The organism is Pseudomonas sp. A214, assembly GCF_900156295.1.
Taxonomy (GTDB): domain Bacteria; phylum Pseudomonadota; class Gammaproteobacteria; order Pseudomonadales; family Pseudomonadaceae; genus Aquipseudomonas; species Aquipseudomonas rhizophila.
The window spans coordinates 5,095,568-5,120,455 of the sequence record NZ_LT707062.1; the positions used below are offsets into that span (position 1 = coordinate 5,095,568).

Annotated in this window: 27 protein-coding genes; all 27 read right to left on the reverse strand. The window is 60.4% G+C overall.

What is annotated here, in order from left to right; all coding sequences use genetic code 11:
* Positions 1-179: 179 nt before the first annotated feature.
* The 27 genes from BW979_RS22675 to fliJ all read right to left on the reverse strand — a co-directional run bounded on the left by BW979_RS22675 (position 180) and on the right by fliJ (position 24,882).
* A complete protein-coding gene (locus BW979_RS22675; protein ID WP_047226268.1) occupies positions 180-575 on the reverse strand; it encodes a DUF2802 domain-containing protein in 396 nt (131 codons plus the stop codon).
* Between the two features lies 1 nt (position 576).
* Complete coding sequence (locus tag BW979_RS22680; protein ID WP_024778681.1) at positions 577-1,062, reverse strand: chemotaxis protein CheW; 486 nt, start codon at positions 1,060-1,062, stop codon at positions 577-579.
* Positions 1,063-1,134: 72 nt separating this feature from the next.
* Positions 1,135-2,007, reverse strand: a complete 873-nt coding sequence (locus tag BW979_RS22685; protein WP_047226267.1) for a CheW domain-containing protein — start codon at positions 2,005-2,007, stop codon at positions 1,135-1,137.
* A gap of 96 nt (positions 2,008-2,103) precedes the next feature.
* Positions 2,104-2,895 carry a ParA family protein gene (locus BW979_RS22690; protein ID WP_047226266.1) on the reverse strand — a complete coding sequence of 264 codons (792 nt, stop codon included), beginning with the start codon at positions 2,893-2,895 and terminating at the stop codon, positions 2,104-2,106.
* Between the two features lie 49 nt (positions 2,896-2,944).
* The gene (gene motD, locus BW979_RS22695; RefSeq protein ID WP_047226265.1) at positions 2,945-3,829 is read right to left on the reverse strand and encodes a flagellar motor protein MotD; all 885 of its coding nucleotides are present in this window, start codon (positions 3,827-3,829) and stop codon (positions 2,945-2,947) included.
* Between the two features lie 15 nt (positions 3,830-3,844).
* The gene (locus tag BW979_RS22700; protein ID WP_018606553.1) at positions 3,845-4,585 is read right to left on the reverse strand and encodes a flagellar motor protein; all 741 of its coding nucleotides are present in this window, start codon (positions 4,583-4,585) and stop codon (positions 3,845-3,847) included.
* A complete protein-coding gene (locus tag BW979_RS22705) occupies positions 4,585-5,703 on the reverse strand; it encodes a protein-glutamate methylesterase/protein-glutamine glutaminase (protein ID WP_047226264.1) in 1,119 nt (372 codons plus the stop codon). Before BW979_RS22705 ends, BW979_RS22700 begins: the two co-directional genes overlap by 1 nt.
* 48 nt (positions 5,704-5,751) lie before the next feature.
* The gene (locus tag BW979_RS22710; RefSeq protein ID WP_076385822.1) at positions 5,752-8,016 is read right to left on the reverse strand and encodes a chemotaxis protein CheA; all 2,265 of its coding nucleotides are present in this window, start codon (positions 8,014-8,016) and stop codon (positions 5,752-5,754) included.
* Positions 8,017-8,043: 27 nt separating this feature from the next.
* Positions 8,044-8,829: a protein phosphatase CheZ gene (locus BW979_RS22715; protein ID WP_047226262.1), complete on the reverse strand. Its 786-nt coding sequence runs from the start codon at positions 8,827-8,829 to the stop codon at positions 8,044-8,046.
* A gap of 18 nt (positions 8,830-8,847) precedes the next feature.
* Positions 8,848-9,219, reverse strand: a complete 372-nt coding sequence (locus tag BW979_RS22720) for a chemotaxis response regulator CheY (protein ID WP_003183998.1) — start codon at positions 9,217-9,219, stop codon at positions 8,848-8,850.
* A gap of 166 nt (positions 9,220-9,385) precedes the next feature.
* A complete protein-coding gene (fliA, locus tag BW979_RS22725) occupies positions 9,386-10,129 on the reverse strand; it encodes an RNA polymerase sigma factor FliA (RefSeq protein WP_003184000.1) in 744 nt (247 codons plus the stop codon).
* The gene (gene fleN, locus BW979_RS22730) at positions 10,126-10,956 is read right to left on the reverse strand and encodes a flagellar synthesis regulator FleN (RefSeq protein ID WP_003184001.1); all 831 of its coding nucleotides are present in this window, start codon (positions 10,954-10,956) and stop codon (positions 10,126-10,128) included. The genes fliA and fleN overlap by 4 nt, the downstream gene beginning before the upstream one ends.
* A gap of 117 nt (positions 10,957-11,073) precedes the next feature.
* Positions 11,074-12,423: a flagellar biosynthesis protein FlhF gene (flhF, locus tag BW979_RS22735; RefSeq protein ID WP_047226261.1), complete on the reverse strand. Its 1,350-nt coding sequence runs from the start codon at positions 12,421-12,423 to the stop codon at positions 11,074-11,076.
* An 11-nt stretch (positions 12,424-12,434) separates the two neighbouring features.
* A complete protein-coding gene (flhA, locus tag BW979_RS22740) occupies positions 12,435-14,564 on the reverse strand; it encodes a flagellar biosynthesis protein FlhA (protein ID WP_047226414.1) in 2,130 nt (709 codons plus the stop codon).
* A gap of 181 nt (positions 14,565-14,745) precedes the next feature.
* The gene (gene flhB / locus BW979_RS22745; protein WP_047226260.1) at positions 14,746-15,882 is read right to left on the reverse strand and encodes a flagellar biosynthesis protein FlhB; all 1,137 of its coding nucleotides are present in this window, start codon (positions 15,880-15,882) and stop codon (positions 14,746-14,748) included.
* A gap of 3 nt (positions 15,883-15,885) precedes the next feature.
* The gene (gene fliR / locus BW979_RS22750; protein WP_047226259.1) at positions 15,886-16,668 is read right to left on the reverse strand and encodes a flagellar biosynthetic protein FliR; all 783 of its coding nucleotides are present in this window, start codon (positions 16,666-16,668) and stop codon (positions 15,886-15,888) included.
* 4 nt (positions 16,669-16,672) lie between these two features.
* The gene (fliQ, locus tag BW979_RS22755) at positions 16,673-16,942 is read right to left on the reverse strand and encodes a flagellar biosynthesis protein FliQ (RefSeq protein WP_047226258.1); all 270 of its coding nucleotides are present in this window, start codon (positions 16,940-16,942) and stop codon (positions 16,673-16,675) included.
* A gap of 24 nt (positions 16,943-16,966) precedes the next feature.
* On the reverse strand, positions 16,967-17,716 hold the full coding sequence (gene fliP, locus BW979_RS22760; RefSeq protein ID WP_047226257.1) for a flagellar type III secretion system pore protein FliP: 750 nt from the start codon (positions 17,714-17,716) through the stop codon (positions 16,967-16,969).
* On the reverse strand, positions 17,716-18,153 hold the full coding sequence (fliO, locus tag BW979_RS22765; protein WP_047226256.1) for a flagellar biosynthetic protein FliO: 438 nt from the start codon (positions 18,151-18,153) through the stop codon (positions 17,716-17,718). The genes fliP and fliO overlap by 1 nt, the downstream gene beginning before the upstream one ends.
* Entirely contained in the window at positions 18,154-18,612 is a 459-nt protein-coding gene (gene fliN / locus BW979_RS22770; protein ID WP_047226255.1) for a flagellar motor switch protein FliN, read from the reverse strand.
* A 54-nt stretch (positions 18,613-18,666) separates the two neighbouring features.
* Entirely contained in the window at positions 18,667-19,635 is a 969-nt protein-coding gene (gene fliM, locus BW979_RS22775; RefSeq protein ID WP_003184019.1) for a flagellar motor switch protein FliM, read from the reverse strand.
* A gap of 9 nt (positions 19,636-19,644) precedes the next feature.
* The gene (gene fliL / locus BW979_RS22780) at positions 19,645-20,148 is read right to left on the reverse strand and encodes a flagellar basal body-associated protein FliL (protein WP_076385824.1); all 504 of its coding nucleotides are present in this window, start codon (positions 20,146-20,148) and stop codon (positions 19,645-19,647) included.
* 235 nt (positions 20,149-20,383) lie between these two features.
* Positions 20,384-21,754 (reverse strand): flagellar hook-length control protein FliK, encoded by a 1,371-nt coding sequence (locus BW979_RS22785; protein WP_076385826.1) that lies wholly within the window; start codon positions 21,752-21,754, stop codon positions 20,384-20,386.
* Between the two features lie 88 nt (positions 21,755-21,842).
* On the reverse strand, positions 21,843-22,187 hold the full coding sequence (locus BW979_RS22790) for an Hpt domain-containing protein (protein WP_047226252.1): 345 nt from the start codon (positions 22,185-22,187) through the stop codon (positions 21,843-21,845).
* Between the two features lie 31 nt (positions 22,188-22,218).
* Positions 22,219-23,925 carry an ATP-binding SpoIIE family protein phosphatase gene (locus BW979_RS22795; protein WP_076385828.1) on the reverse strand — a complete coding sequence of 569 codons (1,707 nt, stop codon included), beginning with the start codon at positions 23,923-23,925 and terminating at the stop codon, positions 22,219-22,221.
* A 9-nt stretch (positions 23,926-23,934) separates the two neighbouring features.
* Entirely contained in the window at positions 23,935-24,330 is a 396-nt protein-coding gene (locus BW979_RS22800; RefSeq protein WP_331717220.1) for an STAS domain-containing protein, read from the reverse strand.
* A 102-nt stretch (positions 24,331-24,432) separates the two neighbouring features.
* Positions 24,433-24,882: a flagellar export protein FliJ gene (gene fliJ / locus BW979_RS22805; RefSeq protein WP_047226250.1), complete on the reverse strand. Its 450-nt coding sequence runs from the start codon at positions 24,880-24,882 to the stop codon at positions 24,433-24,435.
* Positions 24,883-24,888: the final 6 nt, after the last annotated feature.

A 24,888-nucleotide genomic window follows, 5' to 3' on the forward strand; every position in this document is an offset into this window, starting at 1 on the left:
CGGATCGCCCAGATTCAGGACCGCTTCGCGATCCAGCGGGGATAAATCCCCTCGCCACAAAAGCGCACCCCAAAAAAAATCGCAGCCTTCAGCAACGCCTACAGGGGAATGTGAACCCTGTAGACGCTGCCAAAGGCTGCGATCTCTTGATCTTTCTTGCAGCTTGCCGCTTGAAACTATCAGCCGCCCTTATGCAACTTGCTCATCAACTCCGCCTCGGCCTGGGTCAGGCCGCAGGCTTGGGTCAGTTCGTCGACGCTGGCGCCCATGCCCACCAGGCGAGCGGCCTGGGCGAAGGACAGGCTGGAGGGGTCGCGCTGCTCCAACTGGGCCAGTTTGTCCGGCAACGGAGCGACCACGGCGCGTAGCTCGTGCAGGGCTTCGCCCATGCGCACGGTGCCGTTCTGGTAATCGTCGACGCGTTTGGCCAGGTCGCGGATGCGTTGATCACGCAACGCATCGCCCTGGGCCTGCTGAGCGGCGATCTGCCGCTGGCCGCGTATGTACGCGACAAACATCGCCAGCGTGCCTGCCCAGAAAAGGAACAGGACAATGACTGCTACCTCAAGAATCAAATCAGATACTCTCCAGTTCCGACCATTCCTCTTCGCTCATCATCTTCTCCAGCTCGACCAGGATCAGCAACTCGTTGTTCTTGTTGCACACGCCCTGGATGAACTTGGCCGACTCTTCGTTACCGACGTTAGGCGCGGTTTCGATTTCCGACTGACGCAAGTAAACCACTTCAGCGACGCTGTCGACGAGGATGCCGACCACTTGCTTGTCGGCCTCGATGATCACGATACGGGTGTTGTCGTTGACCTCGGTGGAGTTCAGGCCAAACCGCTGGCGAGTGTCGATCACCGTGACCACGTTACCGCGCAGGTTGATGATGCCCAGCACGTAGCTTGGCGCACCGGGTACCGGGGCGATCTCGGTATAGCGCAGCACTTCCTGAACGCGCATCACGTTGATGCCGTAGGTTTCGTTATCGAGCTTGAAGGTTACCCATTGCAAAATCGGATCTTCGGAACCCTTGAGAGACGACGCCTTATCATTCATACCCTGACCCCTCGAAAAACCGCCTGTGGCGGTGTGTGTTCTGCCCCGTGACGTGGTGCGCCACGGGTTGTCTTATTTCGGTTTCTGAACCGGCTTGGCGCCGCCCAGGTGTTTTGCCCCGCCACTGGCGATCAATTCGGCCAGCTCGGAAACGTCCAGCAAGGCGCACATGTGCTCGATCACCGTACCGGCCAGCCATGGCCGTTGGCCTCGATGGCTGCGCCACTTGATCTCGTTCGGGTCCAGGCGCAGCGAGCGACTGACCTGATGCACCGCCAAACCCCATTCATACCCTTGCACCGAAATCACGTATTGCAGGCCCTGGCGAAAATCATCGCGATAACGGTCCGGCATCACCCAGCGCGCGGTATCCAGCACCTTCAGGTTGCCGGCCTGGCTCGGCAGGATCCCCAGGAACCATTCCGGCTGACCGAACAACGGCGTCAGTTCCTGCCCGGCCAGGGAATATATCGATCCCAGGCATACCAGCGGCACCGCCAGGGTCAACCCGGCCACATCGAACAACAAACACTCGAACGGCTCGGCGGCCCAGGCCGGACGGTCGTCGGTCGGCACCGGCGGCGGTGGGCTGCTTGGTGGCAGATGGACTTCCACCACCGGCGTCACCAGGCCCTGCAGCAACGGTGCAACGGTCGAGACCGGCGCCAGGATCGGCGCAGGCGCTTGCATCACTGCCACCTGAGGCTTGATGAACGGAGCCTCGACTGCCGCGGCAATCACTGTTTTGTGTGCATCACGGGCCTGCTCTTCGAGCACGGCCGCCTGAAATTCATCCAGTCCACCTTCGGCTTCGACGGTCTCGGGCAACGCCTCGATCACGCTCGGTTGCGGTGGCAGTTCTTCGGTTGCTTCCTGCAACAGCCCATCCAGATAAGACTGCAGGGCCAGTTGCGGACGCGAGGTTGTCTTTATCGGGCGGCTCATGGGAACAGTGCGCCACTTGAAAAGGTTATCGGCATGTATGCGCCTGGACTTGAGCGCTCACAAGCGAGTGCAATGCCTTTGGTAAGCCTCGTCACCTTAAGCCACCTGCTGCGAAACGAGCTGCTGGGCCAGCAGGTGCTTGAGCAGCGCCCGGTAGGCCAGCACGCCGCGGCTCTTGCCATCGAATTGCGAAGGGGTCACACCGGCACGGCTGGCGTCACGCAAACGCGTGTCGACCGGAATGTAGCCTTGCCAGATGTCATCCGGGTACATGTCCCGCAGCACGCGCAGGGTGCCCAGGGACGCCTGGGTGCGACGATCAAACAGGGTCGGCACGATGTTGAAGGCCAACGATTGCTTGCGTGAGCGGTTGATCATCGCCAGGGTATTGACCATGCGCTCCAGGCCCTTGACTGCCAGATGCTCGGTCTGCACCGGGATAACCAATTGCTGGCTGGCCGCCAAGGCGTTGACCATCAGCACGCCAAGCAGCGGCGGGCTGTCGATGATCGCGTAATCGAAGTCCTGCCACAGTTGCGCCAGACTCTTGGCGATCACCAGGCCCAGACCGCTTTGTCCCGGCGACTGCCGTTCCAGGGTCGCCAGGGCGGTGCTGGATGGCAACAGGGAAATCCGCTCATCGCTGGTGGACAGCAGCAACTGCCCCGGCAAGCCTTCGGGCACACCGCCCTTGTGCAGGAACAGGTCGTAGTTGCTGTGCTCCAGACTGTCGGGATCGTAACCAAAGTAGCTGGTCATCGAGCCGTGGGGGTCCAGATCGACCATGACCACGCGCTTGCCCGCCTCGGCCAGCAATCCGGCTAAAGCGATGGAAGATGTGGTTTTACCCACACCACCTTTTTGATTGGCGACTGCCCAGACTCTCATTCGGATTGTTCCTCCCGGTCGATAAAGGCTCGACCGAGAAATAGCTCGGTTATAAAGCGGGTGACGGAGAATTGACGGCGCTCTGTCTTCCCGGCGACTTGGGCTGGGTCGGTGCAGTTTGTGTGCCAGCACGCTTCAATGCCGCATCCGGTGTTGCATGGGCCGTACCGGTCCCGGTCAGGCTGCGGCGCACCTCAAGGTTGCGCGACACCACCAACACCACTCGCCGGTTGCGCGCCCTCCCCTCGGCGGTGGCATTGTTGGCCACCGGCTGGAATTCACCATAGCCCACCGACGCCAGCCGGCCGGGGTTTACGCCCTGCATCGCGAGCATGCGCACGATGCTCGCCGAACGCGCCGAGGACAGTTCCCAGTTGGTCGGGTACTGCGCAGTGCGAATCGGCTGATCGTCTGTGAAGCCTTCTACGTGGATCGGGTTGTCGAAAGGCCTGAGGATCGCGGCCACTTTATCGATGATGTTGAACGCCATGTCGCTGGGCATGGCATCGCCGCTGCCAAACAACAGGCTGGAATTGAGTTCGATCTCAACCCACAACTCGTTGCCGCGCACGGTCATCTGATTGGAGCTGATCAGATCACCAAACGCCGCGCTGATGTCATCGGCAATGCTTTTCAACGGATCGCTGCCGCCAGCGATACCGGCATCGACCTGCTCGGAGTCCCTGACCAGCGGTTTGGCCGGCGTGGTGGTCTTGGGCCGCTCATCACCAATGGGGATGGGCTTGAGGGCGCGGTCGGAGTCGGTAAACACGCCGATCAGCGCCTCGGAAATAACCTTGTACTTGCCTTCGTTGACCGACGAGATCGAATACATGACCACGAAAAAAGCGAACAGCAGCGTGATGAAGTCGGCGTAAGAGACGAGCCAGCGTTCATGGTTGACGTGTTCTTCACGATGCCTGCGACGTGCCATTTTCCATGTCTCCCATCAGTCCATGAAGCCCTGAAGCTTCAACTCAATGGAACGCGGGTTTTCACCTTCGGCGATCGACAGGATCCCTTCCAGCAACATTTCGCGATAACGCGACTGGCGCAACGCAATGGACTTGAGCTTGGCGGCGATCGGCAGCAGCACCAGGTTGGCACTGGCCACACCATAAATGGTCGCGACGAAAGCCACGGCGATACCACTGCCCAGTTGCGACGGATCGGCCAGGTTGCCCATCACGTGGATCAGGCCCATCACCGCACCGATGATGCCGATGGTCGGCGCATAGCCACCCATGCTTTCAAAGACTTTGGCCGCTTCGATGTCACGGCTTTCCTGGGTGTAGAAATCCACTTCCAGGATGCTGCGGATGGCTTCCGGCTCAGCGCCGTCCACCAACAGTTGCAGGCCTTTGCGCGAATAGTTGTCGGGTTCGGCGTCGGCCACCCCTTCCAGGCCCAGCAAACCTTCCTTGCGGGCGGTCAGACTCCAGTTCACCACGCGGTCGATGCCACCGGCCAGGTCGACACGTGGCGGGAACAGAATCCAGATGAGCACCTGCATGGCGCGCTTGAAGGCGCTCATGGGCGACTGCAACAGCGCCGCGCCCACGGTGCCGCCGATCACGATCAACGCCGCCGGGCCGTTGGCCAAGGCCCCCAGGTGACCGCCTTCCAGGTAATTGCCACCAATAATGGCGACGAACGCCATGATGATGCCGATCAGGCTGAGCACATCCATTACAGGCACGCCTCGACCAGATGTCTACCGATGTCGTCCAGCCCGTACACCGCGTCGGCCAGATCCGCTTTGACAATCGCCATCGGCATGCCATAGATCACGCAACTGGCTTCATCCTGGGCCCAAATGGCGCTGCCGCCCTGCTTGAGCAGGCGCGCGCCTTCGCGACCGTCGGCGCCCATGCCGGTGAGCACCACCGCCAGAACTTTGTCGCCGTAGGATTTAGCGGCGGAGCCGAAAGTGATGTCCACGCACGGTTTGTAATTGAGCCGCTCATCGCCGGGCAGGATTTTCACCGCGCCGCGACCATCGATCATCATCTGCTTGCCGCCTGGCGCCAACAGCGCCAGGCCCGGACGCAGGATGTCGCCATCCTCGGCCTCCTTGACGCTGATACGACACAGCTTGTCCAGACGCTCGGCGAACGCCTTGGTGAAGGCCGCGGGCATATGCTGGATCAGCACGATCGGCGCCGGAAAGTTGGCCGGCAACTGGGTCAGGACCCGCTGCAACGCCACCGGGCCGCCGGTGGACGTACCAATAGCGACCAGTTTGTAGGCTTTGCGCTTGGGGGCCGGCGACGATGACGTACTGGCGGGCGCGGAACGAGCTGGCGCTGGGGCCGGGGCACTGCGCGCTGGGGCCGGATTGAAGCTGCCCGATGAAGCCGGGGCTGGTGCAGGCGCTGGCGCAGGTATGCTATAGGCACCGACACGCCGGTTGCTGCGGGAAATACTGTGGACCTTCTCGCACAGCAACTGCCGAACCTTGTCGGGGTTGCGCGAAATGTCTTCGAAATTTTTCGGCAGGAAATCCACCGCCCCGGCGTCCAGCGCATCGAGGGTCACCCGGGCGCCTTCATGGGTCAGGGAGGAGAACATCAATACTGGGGTCGGGCAGCGCTGCATGATATGCCGCACCGCCGTGATGCCATCCATCATCGGCATCTCGTAGTCCATGGTGATCACGTCCGGCTTGAGCGCCAGCGCCTGATCGATTGCCTCTTTGCCGTTGGTCGCCGTACCGACGACCTGAATACTCGGGTCCGCCGAGAGAATTTCCGAGACGCGGCGGCGGAAAAACCCCGAATCGTCCACCACCAGGACTTTAACTACCATAAACACTCCGTTAGACGAGACGCGGCTGCGGGCCGCGCCCCTCCAGAATCAAATACGCCGTGCGGCGTAACGCTTGAGCATGCTTGGCACATCGAGAATCAACGCGATGCGACCGTCGCCGGTGATGGTGGCGCCGGACATGCCCGGGGTGCCCTGGAGCATCTTGCCTAGCGGCTTGATGACCACTTCTTCCTGGCCCACCAACTGATCGACGACGAAGCCGATCCGCTGGGTGCCCACCGAAAGGATCACCACATGGCCTTCACCCTGCTCGACATGAGCGGCGGAGCTGACCAGCCAGCGCTTGAGGTAGAACAGCGGCAGTGCCTTGTCCCGCACGATCACCACTTCCTGGCCGTCCACCACGTTGGTGCGCGACAGGTCGAGGTGGAAGATTTCGTTGACATTGACCAGCGGGAAGGCGAATGCCTGGTTGCCCAGCATCACCATCAGGGTCGGCATGATCGCCAGGGTCAGCGGGACCTTGATGACGATTTTCGAGCCCTGGCCCTTGGTCGAGTAGATGTTGATCGAACCGTTGAGCTGGGAAATCTTGGTTTTCACCACATCCATGCCCACGCCACGGCCCGACACGTCGGAAATCTCGGTCTTGGTCGAGAACCCCGGGGCGAAGATCAGGTTGTAGCACTCGGTGTCGCTCAGGCGGTCGGCGGCATCCTTGTCCATCACACCGCGCTTCACCGCGATGGAGCGCAGTACGTTCGGGTCCATGCCTTTGCCGTCGTCGGAGATCGACAGCAGGATGTGGTCGCCTTCCTGCTCGGCGGCCAATACCACCTTGCCGCTGCGGGGCTTGCCTGACTCTTCGCGCTCTTGCGGCGACTCGATACCGTGGTCGACCGCGTTGCGCACCAAGTGGACCAGTGGATCGGCCAGAGCCTCGACCAGGTTCTTGTCCAGGTCGGTCTCTTCGCCCACTAGTTCCAGGTTGATTTCTTTCTTGAGCTGGCGCGCCAGGTCGCGAACCAGGCGCGGAAAGCGCCCGAAGACTTTCTTGATCGGCTGCATCCGGGTCTTCATGACCGCCGTCTGCAAGTCAGCCGTGACCACGTCCAGGTTCGACACGGCCTTGGCCATGGCTTCGTCCTGGCTGTTGAGGCCCAGGCGCACCAGGCGGTTACGCACCAGCACCAGTTCGCCGACCATGTTCATGATCTCGTCCAGGCGAGCGGTGTCGACCCGTACAGTGGTCTCGGCTTCGCTGGCCGGCTTTTCCGCCGGCGCGGCCGCCGGTGCGCGGGCTGGCGCCGGGGCGGCGGCAGCAGGCTTGGGTGTCTCAGCCTTCGGTTCCGGTGCCTTGGCGGCGGGTTTGGCCGCGGCCTTCTCCGCTGGCGCAGCCGCTGTGGCAGTGGCGGCAGGCGCAGTGGCTGTTGAGGCGGTGCCGACTTCGCTGAACTTGCCCTTGCCGTGCAGTTCGTCGAGCAGTGATTCGAATTCGTGATCGCTGATCAGGTCGCTGCCCGCTGCGGCGGCGGCAGGCTTGGCTGGGGTCGGCGCGGAGGCGATAGCCGAATCCAGTGCGTCCACGGCGAAGTTACCCTTGCCGTGCAACTGATCGAGCAAAGCCTCGAACTCATCGTCGGTGATATCGGAGTTGTCGCCCGCCGCTTTCGGGGCGGCCGGGGCACTCGGGGGGGCGACGGCATCCACGGCGAACTGGCCCTTGCCGTGAAGCTGATCGAGCAGCGACTCGAACTCGGCGTCGGTGATTTCATCGCTGGCGGCGGCATCGGCGGCCGGCGCAGCCGGGACAGCAGGCGCTGCCGGAGCCTGGGCTTGAGCCTTGACGGCGTTCAGCGAGTCCAGCAGTTGTTCGAATTCGTTATCGGTGATGTCGCCTGATTCCTCGGCGACCGGTTCCTCAACCACTGGCGCGGCTACCGGTGCAGCTTCGTCAGCCGACTGCGGCTCGGCCAGGCGCGACAGCGCGGCGAGCAGCTCAGGCGTAGCAGCGGTGATCGGTGAGCGCTCGCGCACTTCACTGAACATGCTGTTGACCGCATCCAGCGCTTCGAGCACCACGTCCATCAATTCCGAGTCAACGCGACGCTCACCCTTGCGCAGGATGTCGAACACGTTTTCGGCAATGTGACAGCACTCCACCAGCTCATTGAGCTGGAGGAAGCCGGCGCCTCCTTTTACAGTGTGGAAACCGCGAAAAATTGCATTGAGCAGATCCGCATCATCAGGTCGGCTTTCCAGCTCGACCAGCTGTTCGGACAGTTGCTCTAGAATCTCGCCGGCCTCAACCAGGAAATCCTGAAGGATCTCTTCATCGGCGCCGAAGCTCATTAATGGGTGCTCCTAGAGGTCTAAAACCTAAAATCCAAGGCTGGACAGCAAATCGTCCACATCGTCCTGACCGGACACAACGTCTTCTCTTTTATCGGCATGAATTTGCGGACCTTCACCCTGAGAGAGATGTTTTTGTGGATCTTTTTCAGCGAGCATCGCTTCACGGTCGTGTTCGATGCCTGCAAAGCGGTCTACCTGGCTGGCCATCAACACCAGTTTGAGCAGGTTGCTTTCCACTTCGGTGACCAGTTGGGTCACCCGCTTGATCACCTGGCCGGTCAGGTCTTGATAGTCCTGAGCCAGCAGAATGTCGTTGAGGTTGCTCGCCACGGCGCGGTTCTCGGCGCTACTGCGCGTCAGGAAACCGTCGACCCGACGGGCCAGCTCGCGAAACTCTTCAGCCCCGACTTCGCGCCGCATGAAGCGACCCCAGTCGGTGCTCAAGGCCTGGGCTTCATCGCTCAGGCCATTGACCAGCGGCGTTGCGTTCTCCACCAGGTCCATGGTGCGGTTGGCCGCGGCCTCGGTCAGCTTGACCACATAACCCAGACGCTCGGTCGCGTCGGTGATCTGCGAGACCTCCTCGGCCTGCGGCATGTTCGGATCGATCTGAAAATTGACAATCGCGCTGTGCAGTTCACGCGTGAGCTTGCCCACTTCCTGATACAGACCGCGGTCACGGGTCTGGTTGAGCTCATGGATCATTTGAACCGCATCGCCAAAGCGGCCTTTCTCAAGGCTGTCGACCAGTTCGCGGGCATGTTTTTTCAGGGTCGATTCGAAATCACCCATTGAAGATTCGTTATCCATAGCTCCCCCGTGGCGCCGTTAACCGATGCGTTCGAAGATTTTTTCGATCTTCTCTTTCAACGCCTGGGCCGTGAAGGGTTTGACCACGTAGCCGTTCACACCGGCCTGGGCCGCTTCGATGATCTGCTCGCGCTTGGCTTCGGCAGTGACCATCAGCACCGGAAGGTGCTTGAGTTTTTCGTCGGCGCGCACATGGCGCAGCAAGTCGATACCGGTCATGCCGGGCATGTTCCAGTCAGTCACCAGAAAGTCGATGCTTCCGCTGTTGAGAACCGGAATGGCAGTGGTGCCATCGTCGGCCTCGACCGTGTTGGTGAACCCAAGGTCACGCAACAGGTTTTTTATGATCCGCCGCATCGTTGAGAAGTCATCAACGATGAGGATTTTCATGTTCTTGTCCAATTCGACCTCCAAGCAGTCTTAAACGCGCCCAGCACCTGAACGCGCCATTTCAATCAATCCGGCACAACACTCGACAACGGTCTGGAGGACAACAGAGAAAGACTGGCTCAGCACATGCCAGGCCAGCCTCGTTCGCAGTGTCCCCACACTGCTGTCAGCGCGCTCGCCACTCCCCCAAACGCCCCCGCAAACGGGCCGCGCACTGGCTGTGTAACTGGCTGACCCGCGATTCGCTGACACCCAGGACCTCACCGATTTCCTTGAGGTTCAGCTCTTCGTCGTAGTACAGCGCCAAGACCAGTCGCTCACGCTCCGGCAAATTGGCAATCGCATCCGCCAGCGCGCTCTGGAAACGCTCATCTTCCAGGTCACGCGATGGCTCCATGTGAGCACTCGCGCCGTCCTCGTGCAGCCCTTCGTGTTCGCCGTCCTGCAGCAGGTCGTCGAAACTGAACAGGCGACTGCCCAAGGTATCGTTCAAAATCCCGTAATAATCATCGAGACTCAATTGGAGTTCGGCCGCAACCTCGTGATCTTTAGCGTCACGCCCGGTTTTAGCTTCAATGGCGCGAATGGCGTCACTGACCATGCGGGTATTGCGATGCACCGAACGCGGCGCCCAATCACCCTTACGGACTTCATCGAGCATCGCCCCGCGAATGCGAATACCGGCATAGGTCTCGAAACTGGCGCCCTTGCTCGCGTCGTATTTGTTCGACACTTCGAGCAGGCCGATCATGCCCGCCTGGATCAGGTCTTCAACCTGGACACTGGCCGGCAAGCGCGCCAGCAAGTGATAGGCGATACGCTTGACCAGAGGCGCGTATCGCTCAATCAATTCGTACTGGGCGTCCCGTGCCGATTTCTTGTAGAGATGGTTGTAACCGCTGGCTGTCATAACACGGGCCCTGCTGTTTGTTGCACGAGACGCTCGACGAAAAACTCCAGATGCCCGCGAGGGTTGGCTGGCAGTGGCCAGGTATCAACCTTCTGGGCAATAGCCTTGAACGCCAGTGCGCATTTGGAACGGGGAAAGGCTTCATAAACCGCACGTTGCTTCTGGACGGCCTTGCGTACGCTTTCGTCGTAGGGCACAGCGCCGACGTATTGTAGGGCGACGTCCAGGAAACGATCCGTGACCTTTGTCAACTTGGCGAACAGGTTGCGACCTTCCTGCGGGCTCTGGGCCATGTTGGCCAGGACGCGGAAGCGGTTCATGCCGTAGTCACGGTTCAATAACTTGATCAGGGCATAGGCGTCGGTGATGGACGTCGGTTCGTCGCAGACCACCAGCAAGACTTCCTGGGCAGCGCGTACGAAACTGACGACCGAATCACCGATACCGGCAGCGGTGTCGATCACCAGCACATCGAGGTTGTCACCGATGTCGCTGAAGGCCTGGATCAGGCCGGCGTGTTGAGCCGGGGTCAGGTGAACCATGCTCTGGGTGCCCGAGGCAGCCGGCACGATGCGAATCCCGCCCGGCCCTTGCAGCAGCACGTCGCGCAGTTCGCAGCGGCCCTCTATCACGTCCGCCAGCGTGCGCTTGGGCGTGAGCCCCAGCAGCACGTCGACGTTCGCCAGGCCCAGGTCGGCGTCCAGCAGCATGACCCGTCGGCCAAGCTCTGCCAGAGCCAGGGACAAGTTCACTGACACGTTAGTCTTGCCGACGCCACCTTTGCCGCCGGTCACCGCGATCACCTGTACGGGATGCATGCTGCCCATGTTCGTTCTTTACCTTGTCTTACTTAGACGGAGGCCACATTACTGGCTGCGCGCTCGCATGAAGGAACAATGCATGGCAGACCATCGATGTAGGTACAAAAAATATTCATGATTACCTCAGCCGACCTGCTTGGTCGGGCTGTGGTAGATATCAGCGAACATATCAGCCATGGCTTCTTCGCTGGGTTCTTCCTGCATTTGCACACTCACGGCACGACTGACCAGTTGATGACGGCGCGGCAGATGCAAATCATCCGGGATCCGCGGCCCGTCGGTCAGGTAGGCCACCGGTAAATCATGACCGATCGCCAGGCTCAACACCTCGCCCAGGCTTGCCGTTTCGTCCAGCTTAGTCAGGATGCAGCCGGCCAGCCCGCAGCGTTTGTAGCTGTGGTATGCGGCGGTTAGAACCTGTTTCTGGCTGGTGGTTGCCAACACGAGATAATTTTTTGACCGGATCCCACGCCCGGCCAGGCTTTCAAGCTGCATGCGCAGGGCCGGATCGCTGGCTTGCAGGCCGGCGGTATCGATCAGCACGACGCGCTTGCGCAGCAGCGGTTCCAGCGCCTGGGCCAGGGACTGGCCCGGATCCACATGGGTCACCGACACATTGAGGATCCGGCCAAGGGTCTTGAGTTGTTCCTGGGCACCGATACGGAAACTGTCCATGCTCACCAGGGCGATGCTCTGGGCGCCGTACTTGAGTACATAACGCGCCGCGAGCTTGGCCAGGGTGGTGGTCTTGCCCATGCCGGCCGGGCCGACCATGGCAATGACGCCACCTTCTTCGAGAGGCTCGACTTCCGGTGTGGCGATCATCCGCGCCAGGTGCGCCAGCAACATGCGCCAGGCCTGACGAGGTTCTTCGATATCGTTGATCAGCGCCAGCAGGTCACGGGACAACGGACCGGACAGGCCGATACGTTGCAGGCGACGCCACAGGTTTGCCTGGGCCGGACGGTTGCCTTGCAACTGGTTCCAGGCCAGGGAGCCGAGCTGAACTTCCATCAGTTCACGCAGGCTGTTGAGTTCGAAGCGCATCGAGTCCAGGGCGCGCGGGTCGACGCCACCGCCCGAGGCAGCCTGAACCGGCGCCGGACGACGCGGCTCGGCCTTGGCCTGCTCGACCAGTGGCTCGGCAGCGGTCAACGGCAATCCAGCGGTCAGAGGCTGGCCGGCGAACAATTGACGATTGGTGCCCGCGCTGGCTTCGCCGTCACTGCTGCGCAAGCTCAATTCGGCCTGGGCACTGGCGATGCGCGACTGGGTCTTGCGCAGCTCATCCTCGAGTTCCATGTTGGGAACACGTGGGGCCAGCGCCGACAATTTGTAATCCAGAGCCGCCGTCAGCTCGACACCGCCGGCGATCCGACGGTTACCGATGATGGCGGCTTCAGCGCCCAGCTCGTCACGAACCAGCTTCATGGCCTGACGCATATCGGCGGCAAAAAAACGCTTCACTTGCATAAACCACTACCTCAGCCGTTGGGCCCTACTGTCGCAACGATGGTCACTTGCTTGTTGTCCGGTATTTCCTGGTACGCCAGCACATGCAACCCCGGGACCGCGAGGCGCCCGAATCGCGAAAGCATCGCGCGAATCGGACCGGCCACCAGCAGGATCACCGGTTGGCCTTGCATCTCCTGCCGCTGGGCTGCATCGATCAGCGAACGCTGCAGCTTCTCGGCCATGCTTGGCTCCAGCAGAACGCCCTCTTCCGAGCCTTGTCCTGCCTTCTGCAGACTATTGAGCAATATCTGTTCCAACCTTGGCTCCAACGTGATCACAGGCAGCTCCGACTCAGTGCCTACAATGCTTTGGACGATTGCGCGGGATACGCCAACCCGCACCGCAGCCACCAGAGCGGCGGTATCTTGACTCTTGGAAGCGTTGTTGGCGATAGCCTCGGCAATGCTGCGAATGTCGCGCACCGGCACCTGCTCAGCCAACAGCGCTTGCAACACCTTGAGCAATTGCGACAACGAAACCACGCCAGGCACCAGCTCTTCGGCCAGCTTCGGCGAGCCTTTGGCCAGCACTTGCAGTAATTGCTGGACTTCTTCGTGACCGATCAGCTCGCTGGAGTGCTTGTACAGAATCTGGTTCAAGTGGGTCGCGACCACGGTACTGGCGTCCACCACGGTATAGCCAAGGGACTGGGCCTGGGCCCGCTGGCTGATTTCGATCCATACCGCTTCCAGGCCAAAAGCCGGATCCTTGGCGGTAATGCCGTTGAGCGAACCGTAGACCTGTCCCGGGTTGATCGCCAGTTCACGGTCCGGGTAAATCTCGGCTTCGGCCAGGATCACCCCCATCAGCGTCAAGCGATAGGCACTTGGTGCCAGATCGAGGTTGTCACGAATATGTACGGTGGGCATCAGAAAGCCCAGGTCCTGGGACAGCTTCTTGCGCACACCCTTGATCCGCGCGAGCAATTGACCACCCTGATTGCGGTCCACCAAGGGGATCAGACGGTAACCGACTTCCAGGCCGATCATGTCGATCGGCGTCACGTCGTCCCAGCCCAGCTCCTTGGTTTCCATGGCACGAGCCGGCGACGGCAACAGTTCCTGCTGACGCTTGACCTCCTGCAGGGCCTGAACCTTTTGTACGTTCTGTTTCTTCCAGAACAGGTAGGCGCCACCCGCCGCCAATGCGGCCATGCTCAGAAACGAGAAATGGGGCATCCCGGGGACCAGGCCCATCACGGCCATCAGTCCGGCTGCAACGGCCAACGCCTTGGGCGATGCAAACATCTGCCGGCCGATCTGCTTACCCATGTCTTCGGAGCCGGACGCACGGGTCACCATGATCGCGGCAGCTGTGGATAACAACAGTGATGGCAATTGCGCCACCAAACCGTCACCAATGGTTAACAGCGCGTAAACCTTGCCGGCATCGCCGAATGTCATGCCGTGCTGGAAGATACCGACAGCCATACCGCCGATCAGGTTGATGAAGAGGATCAGCAGGCCGGCGATGGCATCGCCGCGCACGAATTTGCTGGCACCGTCCATGGAGCCATAGAACTCGGCTTCCTGGGCCACTTCCAGACGACGGGCCTTGGCCTGGCCCTGATCGATCAGGCCGGCGTTGAGGTCGGCGTCGATTGCCATTTGCTTGCCGGGCATTGCATCGAGGGTGAAACGCGCACTCACCTCGGAAATCCGTCCGGCACCCTTGGTCACCACGACAAAGTTGATGATCATCAAAATGGCGAAGACGACGATACCCACCACGTAGTTTCCGCCGATCACCACTTCACCGAAGGCCTGGATCACCTTACCGGCAGCGGCGTGGCCTTCATGCCCGTGGATCATCACCACCCGGGTGGACGCCACGTTGAGCGCCAGGCGCATCAGCGTCGCCACCAGCAGAATGGTCGGGAACACCGCGAAATCCAGTGGCCGCAATGCGTACACACACACCAGCAGTACAACGATGGACAAAGCAATGTTGAACGTGAAGAACACGTCCAGCAGAAACGGTGGCACCGGCAGCATCATCATGGCGAGCATGACCAGCAGCAACAACGGCACGCCCAGATTACCCCGGCTGAGGTCGGCTACGTTGTTGCGCGCGGTGTTGAATAACTGAGAGCGATCCACCAATAATCCCCGTTCCTGTGAAGCAAACTTTTGACGCCCGAAACGGGCGCAGACGGGGTATTGCAAGAAGCCTTCCAACTTTTGTCAGAGGCTGAAATAGAGGCGCTAGCCAAGGCGCTGAATGCAATCGAGGCTCGCTCCCACTGGTTCTGCATCCGAGCGCAATCAGCGCAGGCCCGAATCAGGAGTCGCGGCGCAAATCCGGTGGAATCGGCAAATCCTTGAGAGGCTCGGGGCGCTTGCCCTTGCCGGCGCGGTGTTGACGGATCTGATAGACGTAGGCCAACACCTGGGCCACGGCCAGGTACAGGCCTCCGGGGATTTCCTGGTCGAGTTCGGTGGAGTAGTAAATCGATCGCGCCAACGCGGGGGACTCGAGCAGCATCACTTCGTTGGCTACGGCAATCTCGCGGATTTTCAGCGCCAGGAAATCACTGCCCTTGGCCAGCAACACCGGAGCATTGCCTTTATCGGGGTCGTACTTGAGTGCCACGGCGTAGTGAGTCGGGTTGGTGATGACCACGTCGGCATCCGGGATCGCCGCCATCATCCGGCGCTGGGACACTTCACGCTGCAACTGGCGAATCCGTTGCTTGACCTCCGGCTTGCCCTCCTGGTCCTTATGCTCGTCGCGGATCTCCTGCTTGGTCATCATCAGCTTCTGCTTGCTCTGATACAGCTGGATCGGCACGTCGATGGCGGCGATCAGAATCAAGCCGCAAGCCATCCACAAGGTACTCCAGCCCACCAGCTGCACGCTGTGGATAATGGCCTGCTCCAAGGGTTCATGGGCGATGCGCAGCAAGTCGTCGATATCGGCCTGCAGTACCGTCAGCGCGACAAACAGGATCAGGAAAAACTTCCCAAGCGCCTTGAGCAACTCCATCAGCGCCGTACTGGAAAACATTCGCTTGAGGCCGTTGGCCGGGTTCATCCGACTGAACTTGGGCGCCAGGCTCTTACCGGCAAACAGCCAGCCCCCCAGGGAAATCGGGCCAATAATGGCCGCCAACAGCAGAAAGATCAGGACCGGTTGCACGGCCAGGATCGCGATCTTGCCGGAGTGCAGCAGGTATTGCCCCATGGCACCGGGACTGAGCAGTACCTCGCGGGGCAAGGAAAAATTCAGGCGCATGATTTCCAGCAGATCCAGGGCCAGCCCGCCGCCATAAATCAACAGACCGCCCGCCCCGGCCAACATCACCGCCAGGGTATTGAGCTCCTTGGAGCGCGCAATCTCGCCCTTGTCCCGAGACTCCTTCTTGCGCTTCTCCGTGGGGTCTTCTGTCTTGTCCTGCCCACTCTCGCTTTCGGCCATGGTTCAGCGCGCCTGTGCCATGTCGCGTAACAGCTGCAGGGCCTGGGTCGCCAGCGGCTGGTACTGATTGAGAAGATCCCCCAGGCTGATCCAGAAAATCACCAGGCCCAGCACCAGGGTCAACGGAAAGCCAATGGAGAAAATGTTCAACTGCGGCGCCGCCCGGGTCATCACGCCAAAGGCAATATTGACCACCAGCAACGCGGTAATCGCGGGCAATACCAACACCATCGCCGCCCCTAGAACCCAGCCAAGCTTGCCGGCGATGTCCCAGAAATGATTGACCAGCATCGCGCTGCCCACCGGCAATGTGGTGAAGCTCTCGGTCAGCACCTCAAACACCACCAGGTGCCCGTTCATGGCCAGAAACAGCAGGGTCACCAGCATCGTCAAGAACTGCCCGATCACAGCGCTGTTCACGCCGTTGGTGGGGTCGACCATGGAGGCGAACGCCATGCCCATCTGGATCGAAATGATTTGCCCGGCCACCACAAACGCCTGGAAAAACAGTTGCAGCGAAAAGCCCATCAAGACGCCAATCAGAATCTGCTCGGCCACCAGCATCAATGCACTGAGGTCCAGAGCGTTGACCGGCGGCATAGGTGGCAACCCTGGTGCGATGACCACCGTAATCGCCAGAGCGAAATACAGCCGTACGCGGGTTGGCACAAGGGTAGTGCCAAACACCGGCATGCTCATCAGCACCGCGGTGACACGAAACAGCGGCAGGATAAATGACGCCACCCAGGTACTGATCTGGGTATCCGTCAGTTCGAGCATCGACATCAGGTCAGCCGATCAACTGCGGAATACTGCCGTAAAGCTGCAGGATGTATTCCATGAAAGTTTGCACCAGCCAGGGACCGGCGACGATCAACGTCACCAGCATTACCAGCAGACGCGGCAGGAAGCTGAGGGTCTGTTCGTTGATCTGGGTCGCGGCCTGGAACATCGCCACCAGCAAGCCCACCAGCAGGCTGGGTATCACCAGCACAGCGACCATCATGGTCGTCAGCCAGAGCGCTTCGCGGAACAGGTCTACCGCTACTTCAGGCGTCATATTCTTGCTACCCGCACAAATGGCCTAAACACCGCCGAAACTGCCCGCCAGGGTGCCGATGATCAGGGCCCAGCCGTCCACGAGCACGAACAGCATGATCTTGAACGGCAGGGAAATGATCAATGGCGACAGCATCATCATACCCATGGCCATGAGCACACTGGCGACCACCAGGTCGATGATCAGGAACGGGATGAAAATCATGAAACCAATCTGGAACGCGGTCTTGAGCTCGGACGTCACGAACGCCGGCACCAGGATGGTCAGCGGCGCTTGATCCGGGCTGGCAATGTCAGTGCGCTTGGACAGGCGCATGAACAGTTCCAGGTCGCTGGTGCGGGTCTGGGCCAGCATGAAATCCTTGATCGGCACTTCAGCCTTGGCCACCGCGTCCTGGGCGGTGATGGTTTCCGCCAGATAGGGCTGCAGCGCATCCTGGTTCACCCGGTCGAAGACCGGTGCCATGATGAACATCGTCAAGAACAGCGCCATGCCGGTAAGAATCTGATTCGACGGCGTCTGCTGCAAGCCCAGGGCCTGGCGCAGGATCGAAAAGACGATAATGATCCGAGTGAAACTGGTCATCAGCATGACGAACGCCGGGATGAAACTCAGCGCGGTCATGATCAGCAGGATCTGCAGGCTGACCGAATACTCCTGAGCCCCTTCGGCGTTGGTGCCCAAGGTAATTGCCGGGATCGACAGCGGATCGGCGGCAAGCACCAACGGCGCGGCCAGCATCAGGACCACCGCCAACAGAATGCGCAATGGCATTACTTTTTATCCTTCTGATCTTTACCCAACAGTTCCATGAGACGCTGGGCAAACTCGGGGGTGGCCTGGTCGGTGGCAGGCACCTGCACCGGCTCCTTGAGAACATGCAATGCAGTAATGGTGCCCGGGCTCAGCCCCAGCAGAATCTGCTCGTTGCCAACCTGAACCAGCACCAGCCGGTCCCGCGGGCCAAGCGCGCGGGAACCGACGATGTCGATGACCTGCCCCTTGCCGGCTGGCCCCGCCTGCTGCACACGCCGCAGCAACCAGGCCAGGAAGAAGATCAACCCCAGCACCAGCAGCAGACCGAGCACCAATTGCGCCAGTTGCCCGGCGATCCCGCTACCCGCCGCCGGCGCAGCCGCTACGGTGGCTACCGGTTCGGCCGCCAGCACGCTGAATGGCAGCATCAAGGCTGCGGCGAAAAAACCTTTCACTCAGCGCAACTTCTTGATGCGTTCGCTCGGGCTGATCACGTCCGTCAGGCGAATGCCGAACTTCTCGTTGACCACCACTACCTCGCCATGGGCGATCAGCGTGCCGTTGACCAGTACATCCAACGGCTCGCCAGCCAGGCGATCCAGCTCGATCACCGAGCCCTGGTTAAGCTGCAGCAGATTGCGGATGTTGATGTCGGTGCTGCCCACTTCCATGGAAATCGACACCGGGATGTCGAGAATCACGTCCAGGTTCGGGCCGTCCAGCGTCACCTGTTCGTTGCTTCTGGGCACGCTGCCAAACTCTTCCATCGGCAGGCGGTTGGAGGCGTGAGCGCCAGTGTCGGCCGCCAGCAAAGCGTCAATGTCGGCCTGCCCGGCGTCGCCGGTTTCTTCCAGGGCCGCAGCCCACTCGTCGGCCAGCGCCTGGTCATCCTGGGTGTTCATATCGTCAGCCATCATTTGTCCTCGGCGGGCAAAAATTCAGTTAAAAACGTAAGGATTCGACACCGCTCAGCGGCGTTCGATCGGCTCGATCACCTGCAACGCCAGGTTGCCTTTGTGAGAGCCCATCTTGACCTTGAAGGCCGGTACACCGTTGGCGCGCATGATCATGTCTTCAGGCATCTCGACAGGAATAATGTCCCCCGGCTGCATATGCAGGATGTCCCGCAGGCGCAGCTGACGCCGGGCAACCGTCGCGCCGATCGGCACGTCGACATCCAGCACATCCTGACGCAAAGCATTGATCCAGCGCTCGTCCTGATCGTCGAGATCCGACTGGAAGCCGGCGTCGAGCATTTCCCGTACCGGCTCGATCATCGAGTACGGCATGGTCACGTGCAGATCGCCACCACCGCCATCGAGCTCGATGTGGAAGGTCGAAACCACAATGGCTTCGCTCGGGCCGACGATGTTGGCCATGGCCGGGTTCACTTCCGAGTTGATGTACTCGAAGTTCACTTCCATGATCGCCTGCCAGGCCTCCTTCAGATCGACAAAGGCCTGCTCCAGCACCATGCGCACTACCCGCAGCTCGGTCGGGGTGAATTCACGCCCTTCGATCTTGGCGTGACGACCGTCACCGCCGAAGAAGTTGTCCACCAGCTTGAACACCAGTTTGGCGTCAAGGATGAACAGCGCTGTGCCGCGCAACGGCTTGATCTTCACTAGGTTGAGGCTGGTGGGTACATACAGCGAGTGCACGTATTCACCGAACTTCATCACCTGCACGCCACCGACGGCCACATCGGCCGAACGGCGCAGCATGTTGAACATGCTGATGCGGGTGTATCGGGCGAAACGCTCGTTGATCATTTCCAGGGTCGGCATCCGTCCGCGAACGATGCGATCCTGGCTGGTCAGGTCGTAGCTTTTGACGCTGCCCGGCTCAGCAGCGTTTTCGGTCTGCACCAGGCCATCGTCGACACCATGCAACAGCGCGTCGATTTCATCCTGGGACAACAGGTCCTGCACGGCCATGTCGGGTTCCTACTGCAATACGAAGTTAGTGAAGAGCAACTGTTCGATCACCACTTTGCCGAGCTCTTTCTGAGCCACTTCCTGCACGCTGGCCGTGGCTTTCTGACGCAGCATTTCCTGGCCGACGGGCGTGGCCAGGGTGTCGAAATTCTGTCCGGAAAAGAGCATCACCAGGTTATTGCGGATCAGTGGCATGTGCACCCGCAGCGCTTCCAGATCAGCCTGGTTGCGGCCCAACAGGGTGATACTGACCTGCATGTAGCGTTGGCGGCCGTTCTGGGTGTAGTTGGCCACGAAAGCGGGCGCCATCGGCTCGAAAATCGCCGGCTGCTTGCCCACCGGCGCGGCCTCGACCGCCACGGCCGGCTTGCTTTGAGCGTTGTGCATGAAATACCAGGTCGCCCCCACAGAGACCCCAATGGCCAGGAGCAAGCCCACCACGATCAAGATGATCAGCTTGATTTTGCCCTTGGTTGTCGGGTCCTTTACAGCTGCTGCTTCGCTCTTCGCCATGCCAATAATCCGTCACTAATCGGGGTTTTCACTGTTGCACGGCAAGGCAGGAGCAAGTGTTATGCCAGAAGTGTCGGGGCACAAGGATCACGATTGGGATGCAATCTGCAGAACGCCATAAAACCAATGTGGGAGCGAGCCTGCTCGCGATAGCGGAGTGTCAGTCACCCATTTTGGGACTGATTCACCTCTATCGCGAGCAGGCTCGCTCCCACAGGGGGGGGACATCTTGGGGTCAGGCGTAGAAATCGACCGCGCTGGTGCCGATCACGCTGGTGGCAGTGGCTGCTACTTCAGCAATGCTGGCTGGCAGGTCTTCCTCTACCGAATCCACCCGACCGCCGGACGATGTTGTGCGCCCAGCCTGGGCCTGTTGCTGCGCTTGCTGTTCCTGCCCTTGGGAGCCACGGGATTGGTCGGACACGCTGACGTCGACCTGGCCCATGCCCTGCTGGGCAAAACTGTCGCGCAGGCGATGCATCTGACCTTCGAGCGCTTCGCGAACGCCGGAATGAGCGCTCATGAACGTCACCTGGGTCTGCTGATCCGGAACCATGTTCACCCGAATATCCAGACGACCGAGTTCGGCCGGCTGCAACTGGATATCGGCCGCCTTGAGGTTGACACTCGACAGGTACATCACCCGGTTGACCACTTCTTCGGTCCAGCCGCTCTGATTCATGGCGATAGGCTGGTTGACCGGTATCGCATTGGCGGTTTTTGGCGTGGCGGCCTGGGTTAGCGCCGCCAGACGGTTAGCGAAGTCATCCACGCGAGTATCGCTGGAGGCGGCGGTCAGATCCTTGAGACCCTCATTGATCAAACCGCCAAATGCCTTTTCACCGCCTTGGCTGCCGGGGCCAGTACTGTTCTGATCAGCCTGGACGGTGAGCATGCTTGCCATGCCGGCGGCAAAGGTTTGGGCCGATGACGGCTCACCGTCAACCGATGTAGGGGCAGGCGTCTTGGACTGCGCGTGGCTGGCAGCGGAAACATGGCCGCTCTGCTCCATCGCCAGGCGCAAGGCAGGCAATGCATCAAGCGGATCGGCCGCCGGATCGAATTCAGGATCGACCACAGCCGAAGTCTGGGCTGCTGCGGCCAATGGAGCAACCGGCGCCGCCACCGCAGCCGCGACTTGAGGCATCGTCGTGGCCACCACGGGGGCGGGTTCTGCCTCGGTTGCGACAACCGTTGCGATCATATCCGGCAGCAGCGCGGGGTCCACAGCCGGATCGCCAGAAGCGACTTCCGCCACTGGGGTTTCAGTCGTGTCGGCACCGTCATCACTGACCACCTTGTCATCGGTCGTTGACGGCTTGTCGGCGGGCAAGGATTTGCCGCTATCGGCAACCGTCGTCTCGGAGGCGGCAGCCGTTTCGTTGCCATCGTCTTTTTTGACGGTGTTATCAGAAGCCTGGTCGCGCACCTGTTTAACCGATGGCTCGGGGGCGGTCGACGACTTCGCGGGGGCCTGGCGGGCGAAGACCTGGGCGAAGCTGGAGGCTTTATTCCCGAACTCAGGGGCCGCTGCCGGTGAATTGACGGCGGCCTGAGGCTTGGCCTGCGGGGTGGCCTGAAGCAGTGTATTGGGCGTTACGGGCATAAAAAGGTCTCCGCTGCACTGGAATCATAGGTACAGTCGAGAGAGGACAATGCAAGGGACGGGCCAACCTATTGGCAATGCTCGAATCTCAGCAGTGGAACCCTTCACGCTCTTCCCTGCAAAGCTTGCGGACATGGGCGAATTCACTGTCGATTTCGCTGACCAGCTTTTCAATCCCGCTCAACGACGGCTGTTTGGCACGTTGCTCCAGTTCGCCACACAGTTCTGCCAGGCGGATGGCGCCCATGTTGCTGCTGCTGCCCTTGAAACTGTGGGCCGTGGCACTGAGCTTTTCCGCATCCCGCGCCTCATGCAGCACACGCAGGCGTGCTTCGGAATCGTTAAGAAAGGTATCCAGCAACTCCAGATACCCGTCCTCCATGACTTCCTTCAACGTACTCAGTACGTCGCGGTCCAGATGAATCTCACTCACTTGTTCGCTCCCTGATCAAGAATGGCGCCGATTATGCCAGAGCCTCCCAGAAAAACTCCACGCGCGCACTACGACCATCGTCGGACCAGCAGGCCTGATGGCTCAACTGACGCACCAGGCTCACGCCGCGCCCCGACAACCGGTTACTGTCCGCAGGTCGTGCCAACACCCGGGCGACATCGAAGCCCTGGCCACTGTCTTCGACTTCAATGACCAGACGACCACCGTCACCGTGAGGCGTGACGTGCACATGAACCCGGACGTGACCGCTGTTCAATTCATCCAGGCGCTGGTTGCGCTCGCTGTAGTAACGGGCGAAACCCGACGCGTCGCGCTTGAGACTCGAATCAAGCCCCAATACGCCATGGTCCAGCGCATTGGAGTAGAGCTCCGACAGCACGCTGTAAAGAGCGCCACTCTGAGCCCTGAGCCCATGAACCTCAAGCAACAGCTGCAACAGGTACGGCATCGGGTTGAACCGCCTGAGCGTCTGCGCGCGAAACTCGAAACTCATCGACCAGTCCAGCGGACTGGACTGGCCGCTATCGGAATAGACCGGCGGTGGCGGGTTGAGTTGCGTCGGCGCGACCAAGCGCACCTCGACCATGCTGAAGTCGTCCCGCGGCTCGCCGCGAAAGTCCCGCAAGGCTTGCTGGATGTCTTCGAAAAGACAGTCGGGCTCACGATTGGCCGAAAAGACCTGTTGCAAACGCTCCACGCCAAACAGCTGCTCATTGTCGTCAGCGGTGTCGATCACGCCATCGGACAGCAGGAATACCCGGTCACCCAGCGACATGGGGTGTACTTCAGTGCGGTCATCGAACAACTGGGGAGTGAGCACGCCCAGCGGCAGGTGCCGCGCCGGCAATGACGTGCGCACACCGCTGAGGCTGTCATGCAGGTAACCATCGGGCATGCCGCCGTTCCAGACTTCCACCGTGCAGCGCTGGAAACTCAGGCATAACAGGGTCGCGCAACAGAACATGTCCACCGGCAGGATGCGCTTGAGCTTGGCATTCATCTCCCGCAGGATCTGCGCCAGGCCATAACCTTTGGCGGTCATGCCGTAGAACACCTCCGCCAGCGGCATCGCGCCGACAGCGGCCGGCAAACCGTGTCCGGTGAAATCCCCCAGCAGGATGTGCATATCGCCCGCCGGGTTGAATGCGGCCAGCAGCAGATCGCCGTTGAACAGGGCGTAAGGGGATTGCAGGTAACGGATGTTCGGTGCGCTCAGACAGCCGGAATGGGCGATCTTGTCGAACACGGCCTTGGCCACGCGCTGCTCGTTGAGCAGGTAGTCATGGTGCCGGGATATCTGGTCACGCTGTTCCACGACAGTGGCCTGCAACCGACGCAAGCGGTCCATGGCCTTGATCTTGGCGGCCAGGATGACCTGGTTATACGGCTTGGCCAGAAAATCGTCACCCCCGGCTTCCAGACATCGGGCCAAGGCTTCGCTTTCGGTCAACGAGGTGAGAAAGATGATCGGAACCAACTGCTCCCCAGCCAGTTGCTTGATCTTTTGCGCCGCCTCGAAACCATCCATCACCGGCATCATCGCATCCATCAGCACCAGGTGCGGACGCTGCTGGATATAGATGTCCACCGCTTCGGCACCGTCAGCCGCAGTGAGCACGTGATGGCCCTGACGACGGACAATAGTCGACAGCAGCAGTCGGTCAGCGGCACTGTCTTCGGCAATCAGGACCGTCAGCGGTTCGAGGTCGGACAACATGGCTGCCGGTCAAGCTTTTCCGGGATGAAGTTTGTCCTGGAGATGGCCTGCCTGTGGCTTGTCTTTTTCTCCCGAGCTGTCTTTCCCTGCTTCTTCTTTCGGATAGATATCGAACAGCTTGTCGAAGTTGGAGATCGCGAGGATTTTCTTGACGTCACTGTTGCTGTTCACGATCCGGATATCCGAATCTTCGCCGCCGGCATGATCGCGTAGCAGCAGGAGCATGCCCAAGGCGGAACTGTCGAGATAAGTGGCTTCTTTCAAGTCCACCACAATGGATTCGGGCTTTTTGTTGAGCCGCTCGTAAGACTCGCGAAACTCCTGATGCCGCCCAAAATCGAAACGACCCTTGATCGAGATCGTCAGCTTTTGCCCATCGGGGGATACTTCGGTAACGACTGACATGTTCGGCTTCCTTGTCATGGACATACGTGTACAAGGTTTAGCACCTGGTAGAAGTCTGAGCAAGGTTTGGAACACTTCCCTCTCAAAATCCCGGCCCGATGATCAATACGGATCCTGACGCGGCAGACGCTGGGACAATTCATCCAGCAGTTTTTGCTCGCGCCTGTCCTCCAATCGCCGCGCTTCGTCGATATAACGCTGTACGAGTTTGCGCAGCCCTTCGACCCGGGCGAAAGCCTCCTGCCAACTCTGGCGAGCCTTTTCCAGGTTGTTCTGGTGCCAGACCAGACTCTGGCGCTGCTGGTCAATGGCGGTGCCCAATTGCGCAAGAAAGCCCTGGTAACCCAGCAACCATTGGCCGGAAACCCCATGGCTGCCACGGGCGATCCACTGCTCCTGGTATTCGAGACGGAAGTTTTCCAGGTCCGCCAGTTTGCTTTCGGCGACGGCCACCTGCCCCTGGAAATATGCCAGACGCTGGACGGCGGTTTTTTCGGCTTTTTCCGCCATCTCCACCACGGGCGCCAGACGCGCCGCACGACTTGTGGCCATGGCCGG

Bases quoted from the DNA above. Each gene is read 5' to 3' on its own strand.
- fliP (WP_047226257.1), bottom strand. From the start codon at position 17,716: ATGCCATTGCGCATTCTGTTGGCGGTGGTCCTGATGCTGGCCGCGCCG.
- fliM (WP_003184019.1), bottom strand. From the start codon at position 19,635: ATGGCCGTGCAGGACCTGTTGTCCCAGGATGAAATCGACGCGCTGTTG.
- BW979_RS22680 (WP_024778681.1), bottom strand. From the start codon at position 1,062: ATGAATGATAAGGCGTCGTCTCTCAAGGGTTCCGAAGATCCGATTTTG.
- fleN (WP_003184001.1), bottom strand. From the start codon at position 10,956: ATGGGCAGCATGCATCCCGTACAGGTGATCGCGGTGACCGGCGGCAAA.
- fliL (WP_076385824.1), bottom strand. From the start codon at position 20,148: ATGGCGAAGAGCGAAGCAGCAGCTGTAAAGGACCCGACAACCAAGGGC.
- motD (WP_047226265.1), bottom strand. From the start codon at position 3,829: ATGGCACGTCGCAGGCATCGTGAAGAACACGTCAACCATGAACGCTGG.
- BW979_RS22800 (WP_331717220.1), bottom strand. From the start codon at position 24,330: ATGTCAGTCGTTACCGAAGTATCCCCCGATGGGCAAAAGCTGACGATC.
- BW979_RS22795 (WP_076385828.1), bottom strand. From the start codon at position 23,925: ATGTTGTCCGACCTCGAACCGCTGACGGTCCTGATTGCCGAAGACAGT.
- BW979_RS22690 (WP_047226266.1), bottom strand. From the start codon at position 2,895: ATGAGAGTCTGGGCAGTCGCCAATCAAAAAGGTGGTGTGGGTAAAACC.
- fliR (WP_047226259.1), bottom strand. From the start codon at position 16,668: ATGTCGATGCTCGAACTGACGGATACCCAGATCAGTACCTGGGTGGCG.
- BW979_RS22715 (WP_047226262.1), bottom strand. From the start codon at position 8,829: ATGGATAACGAATCTTCAATGGGTGATTTCGAATCGACCCTGAAAAAA.
- fliJ (WP_047226250.1), bottom strand. From the start codon at position 24,882: ATGGCCACAAGTCGTGCGGCGCGTCTGGCGCCCGTGGTGGAGATGGCG.
- fliN (WP_047226255.1), bottom strand. From the start codon at position 18,612: ATGGCTGACGATATGAACACCCAGGATGACCAGGCGCTGGCCGACGAG.
- fliA (WP_003184000.1), bottom strand. From the start codon at position 10,129: ATGACAGCCAGCGGTTACAACCATCTCTACAAGAAATCGGCACGGGAC.
- BW979_RS22720 (WP_003183998.1), bottom strand. From the start codon at position 9,219: ATGAAAATCCTCATCGTTGATGACTTCTCAACGATGCGGCGGATCATA.
- BW979_RS22705 (WP_047226264.1), bottom strand. From the start codon at position 5,703: ATGGTAGTTAAAGTCCTGGTGGTGGACGATTCGGGGTTTTTCCGCCGC.
- flhB (WP_047226260.1), bottom strand. From the start codon at position 15,882: ATGGCCGAAAGCGAGAGTGGGCAGGACAAGACAGAAGACCCCACGGAG.
- flhF (WP_047226261.1), bottom strand. From the start codon at position 12,423: ATGCAAGTGAAGCGTTTTTTTGCCGCCGATATGCGTCAGGCCATGAAG.
- BW979_RS22785 (WP_076385826.1), bottom strand. From the start codon at position 21,754: ATGCCCGTAACGCCCAATACACTGCTTCAGGCCACCCCGCAGGCCAAG.
- BW979_RS22685 (WP_047226267.1), bottom strand. From the start codon at position 2,007: ATGAGCCGCCCGATAAAGACAACCTCGCGTCCGCAACTGGCCCTGCAG.
- BW979_RS22710 (WP_076385822.1), bottom strand. From the start codon at position 8,016: ATGAGCTTCGGCGCCGATGAAGAGATCCTTCAGGATTTCCTGGTTGAG.
- BW979_RS22700 (WP_018606553.1), bottom strand. From the start codon at position 4,585: ATGGATGTGCTCAGCCTGATCGGCATCATCATGGCGTTCGTCGCCATT.
- fliQ (WP_047226258.1), bottom strand. From the start codon at position 16,942: ATGACGCCTGAAGTAGCGGTAGACCTGTTCCGCGAAGCGCTCTGGCTG.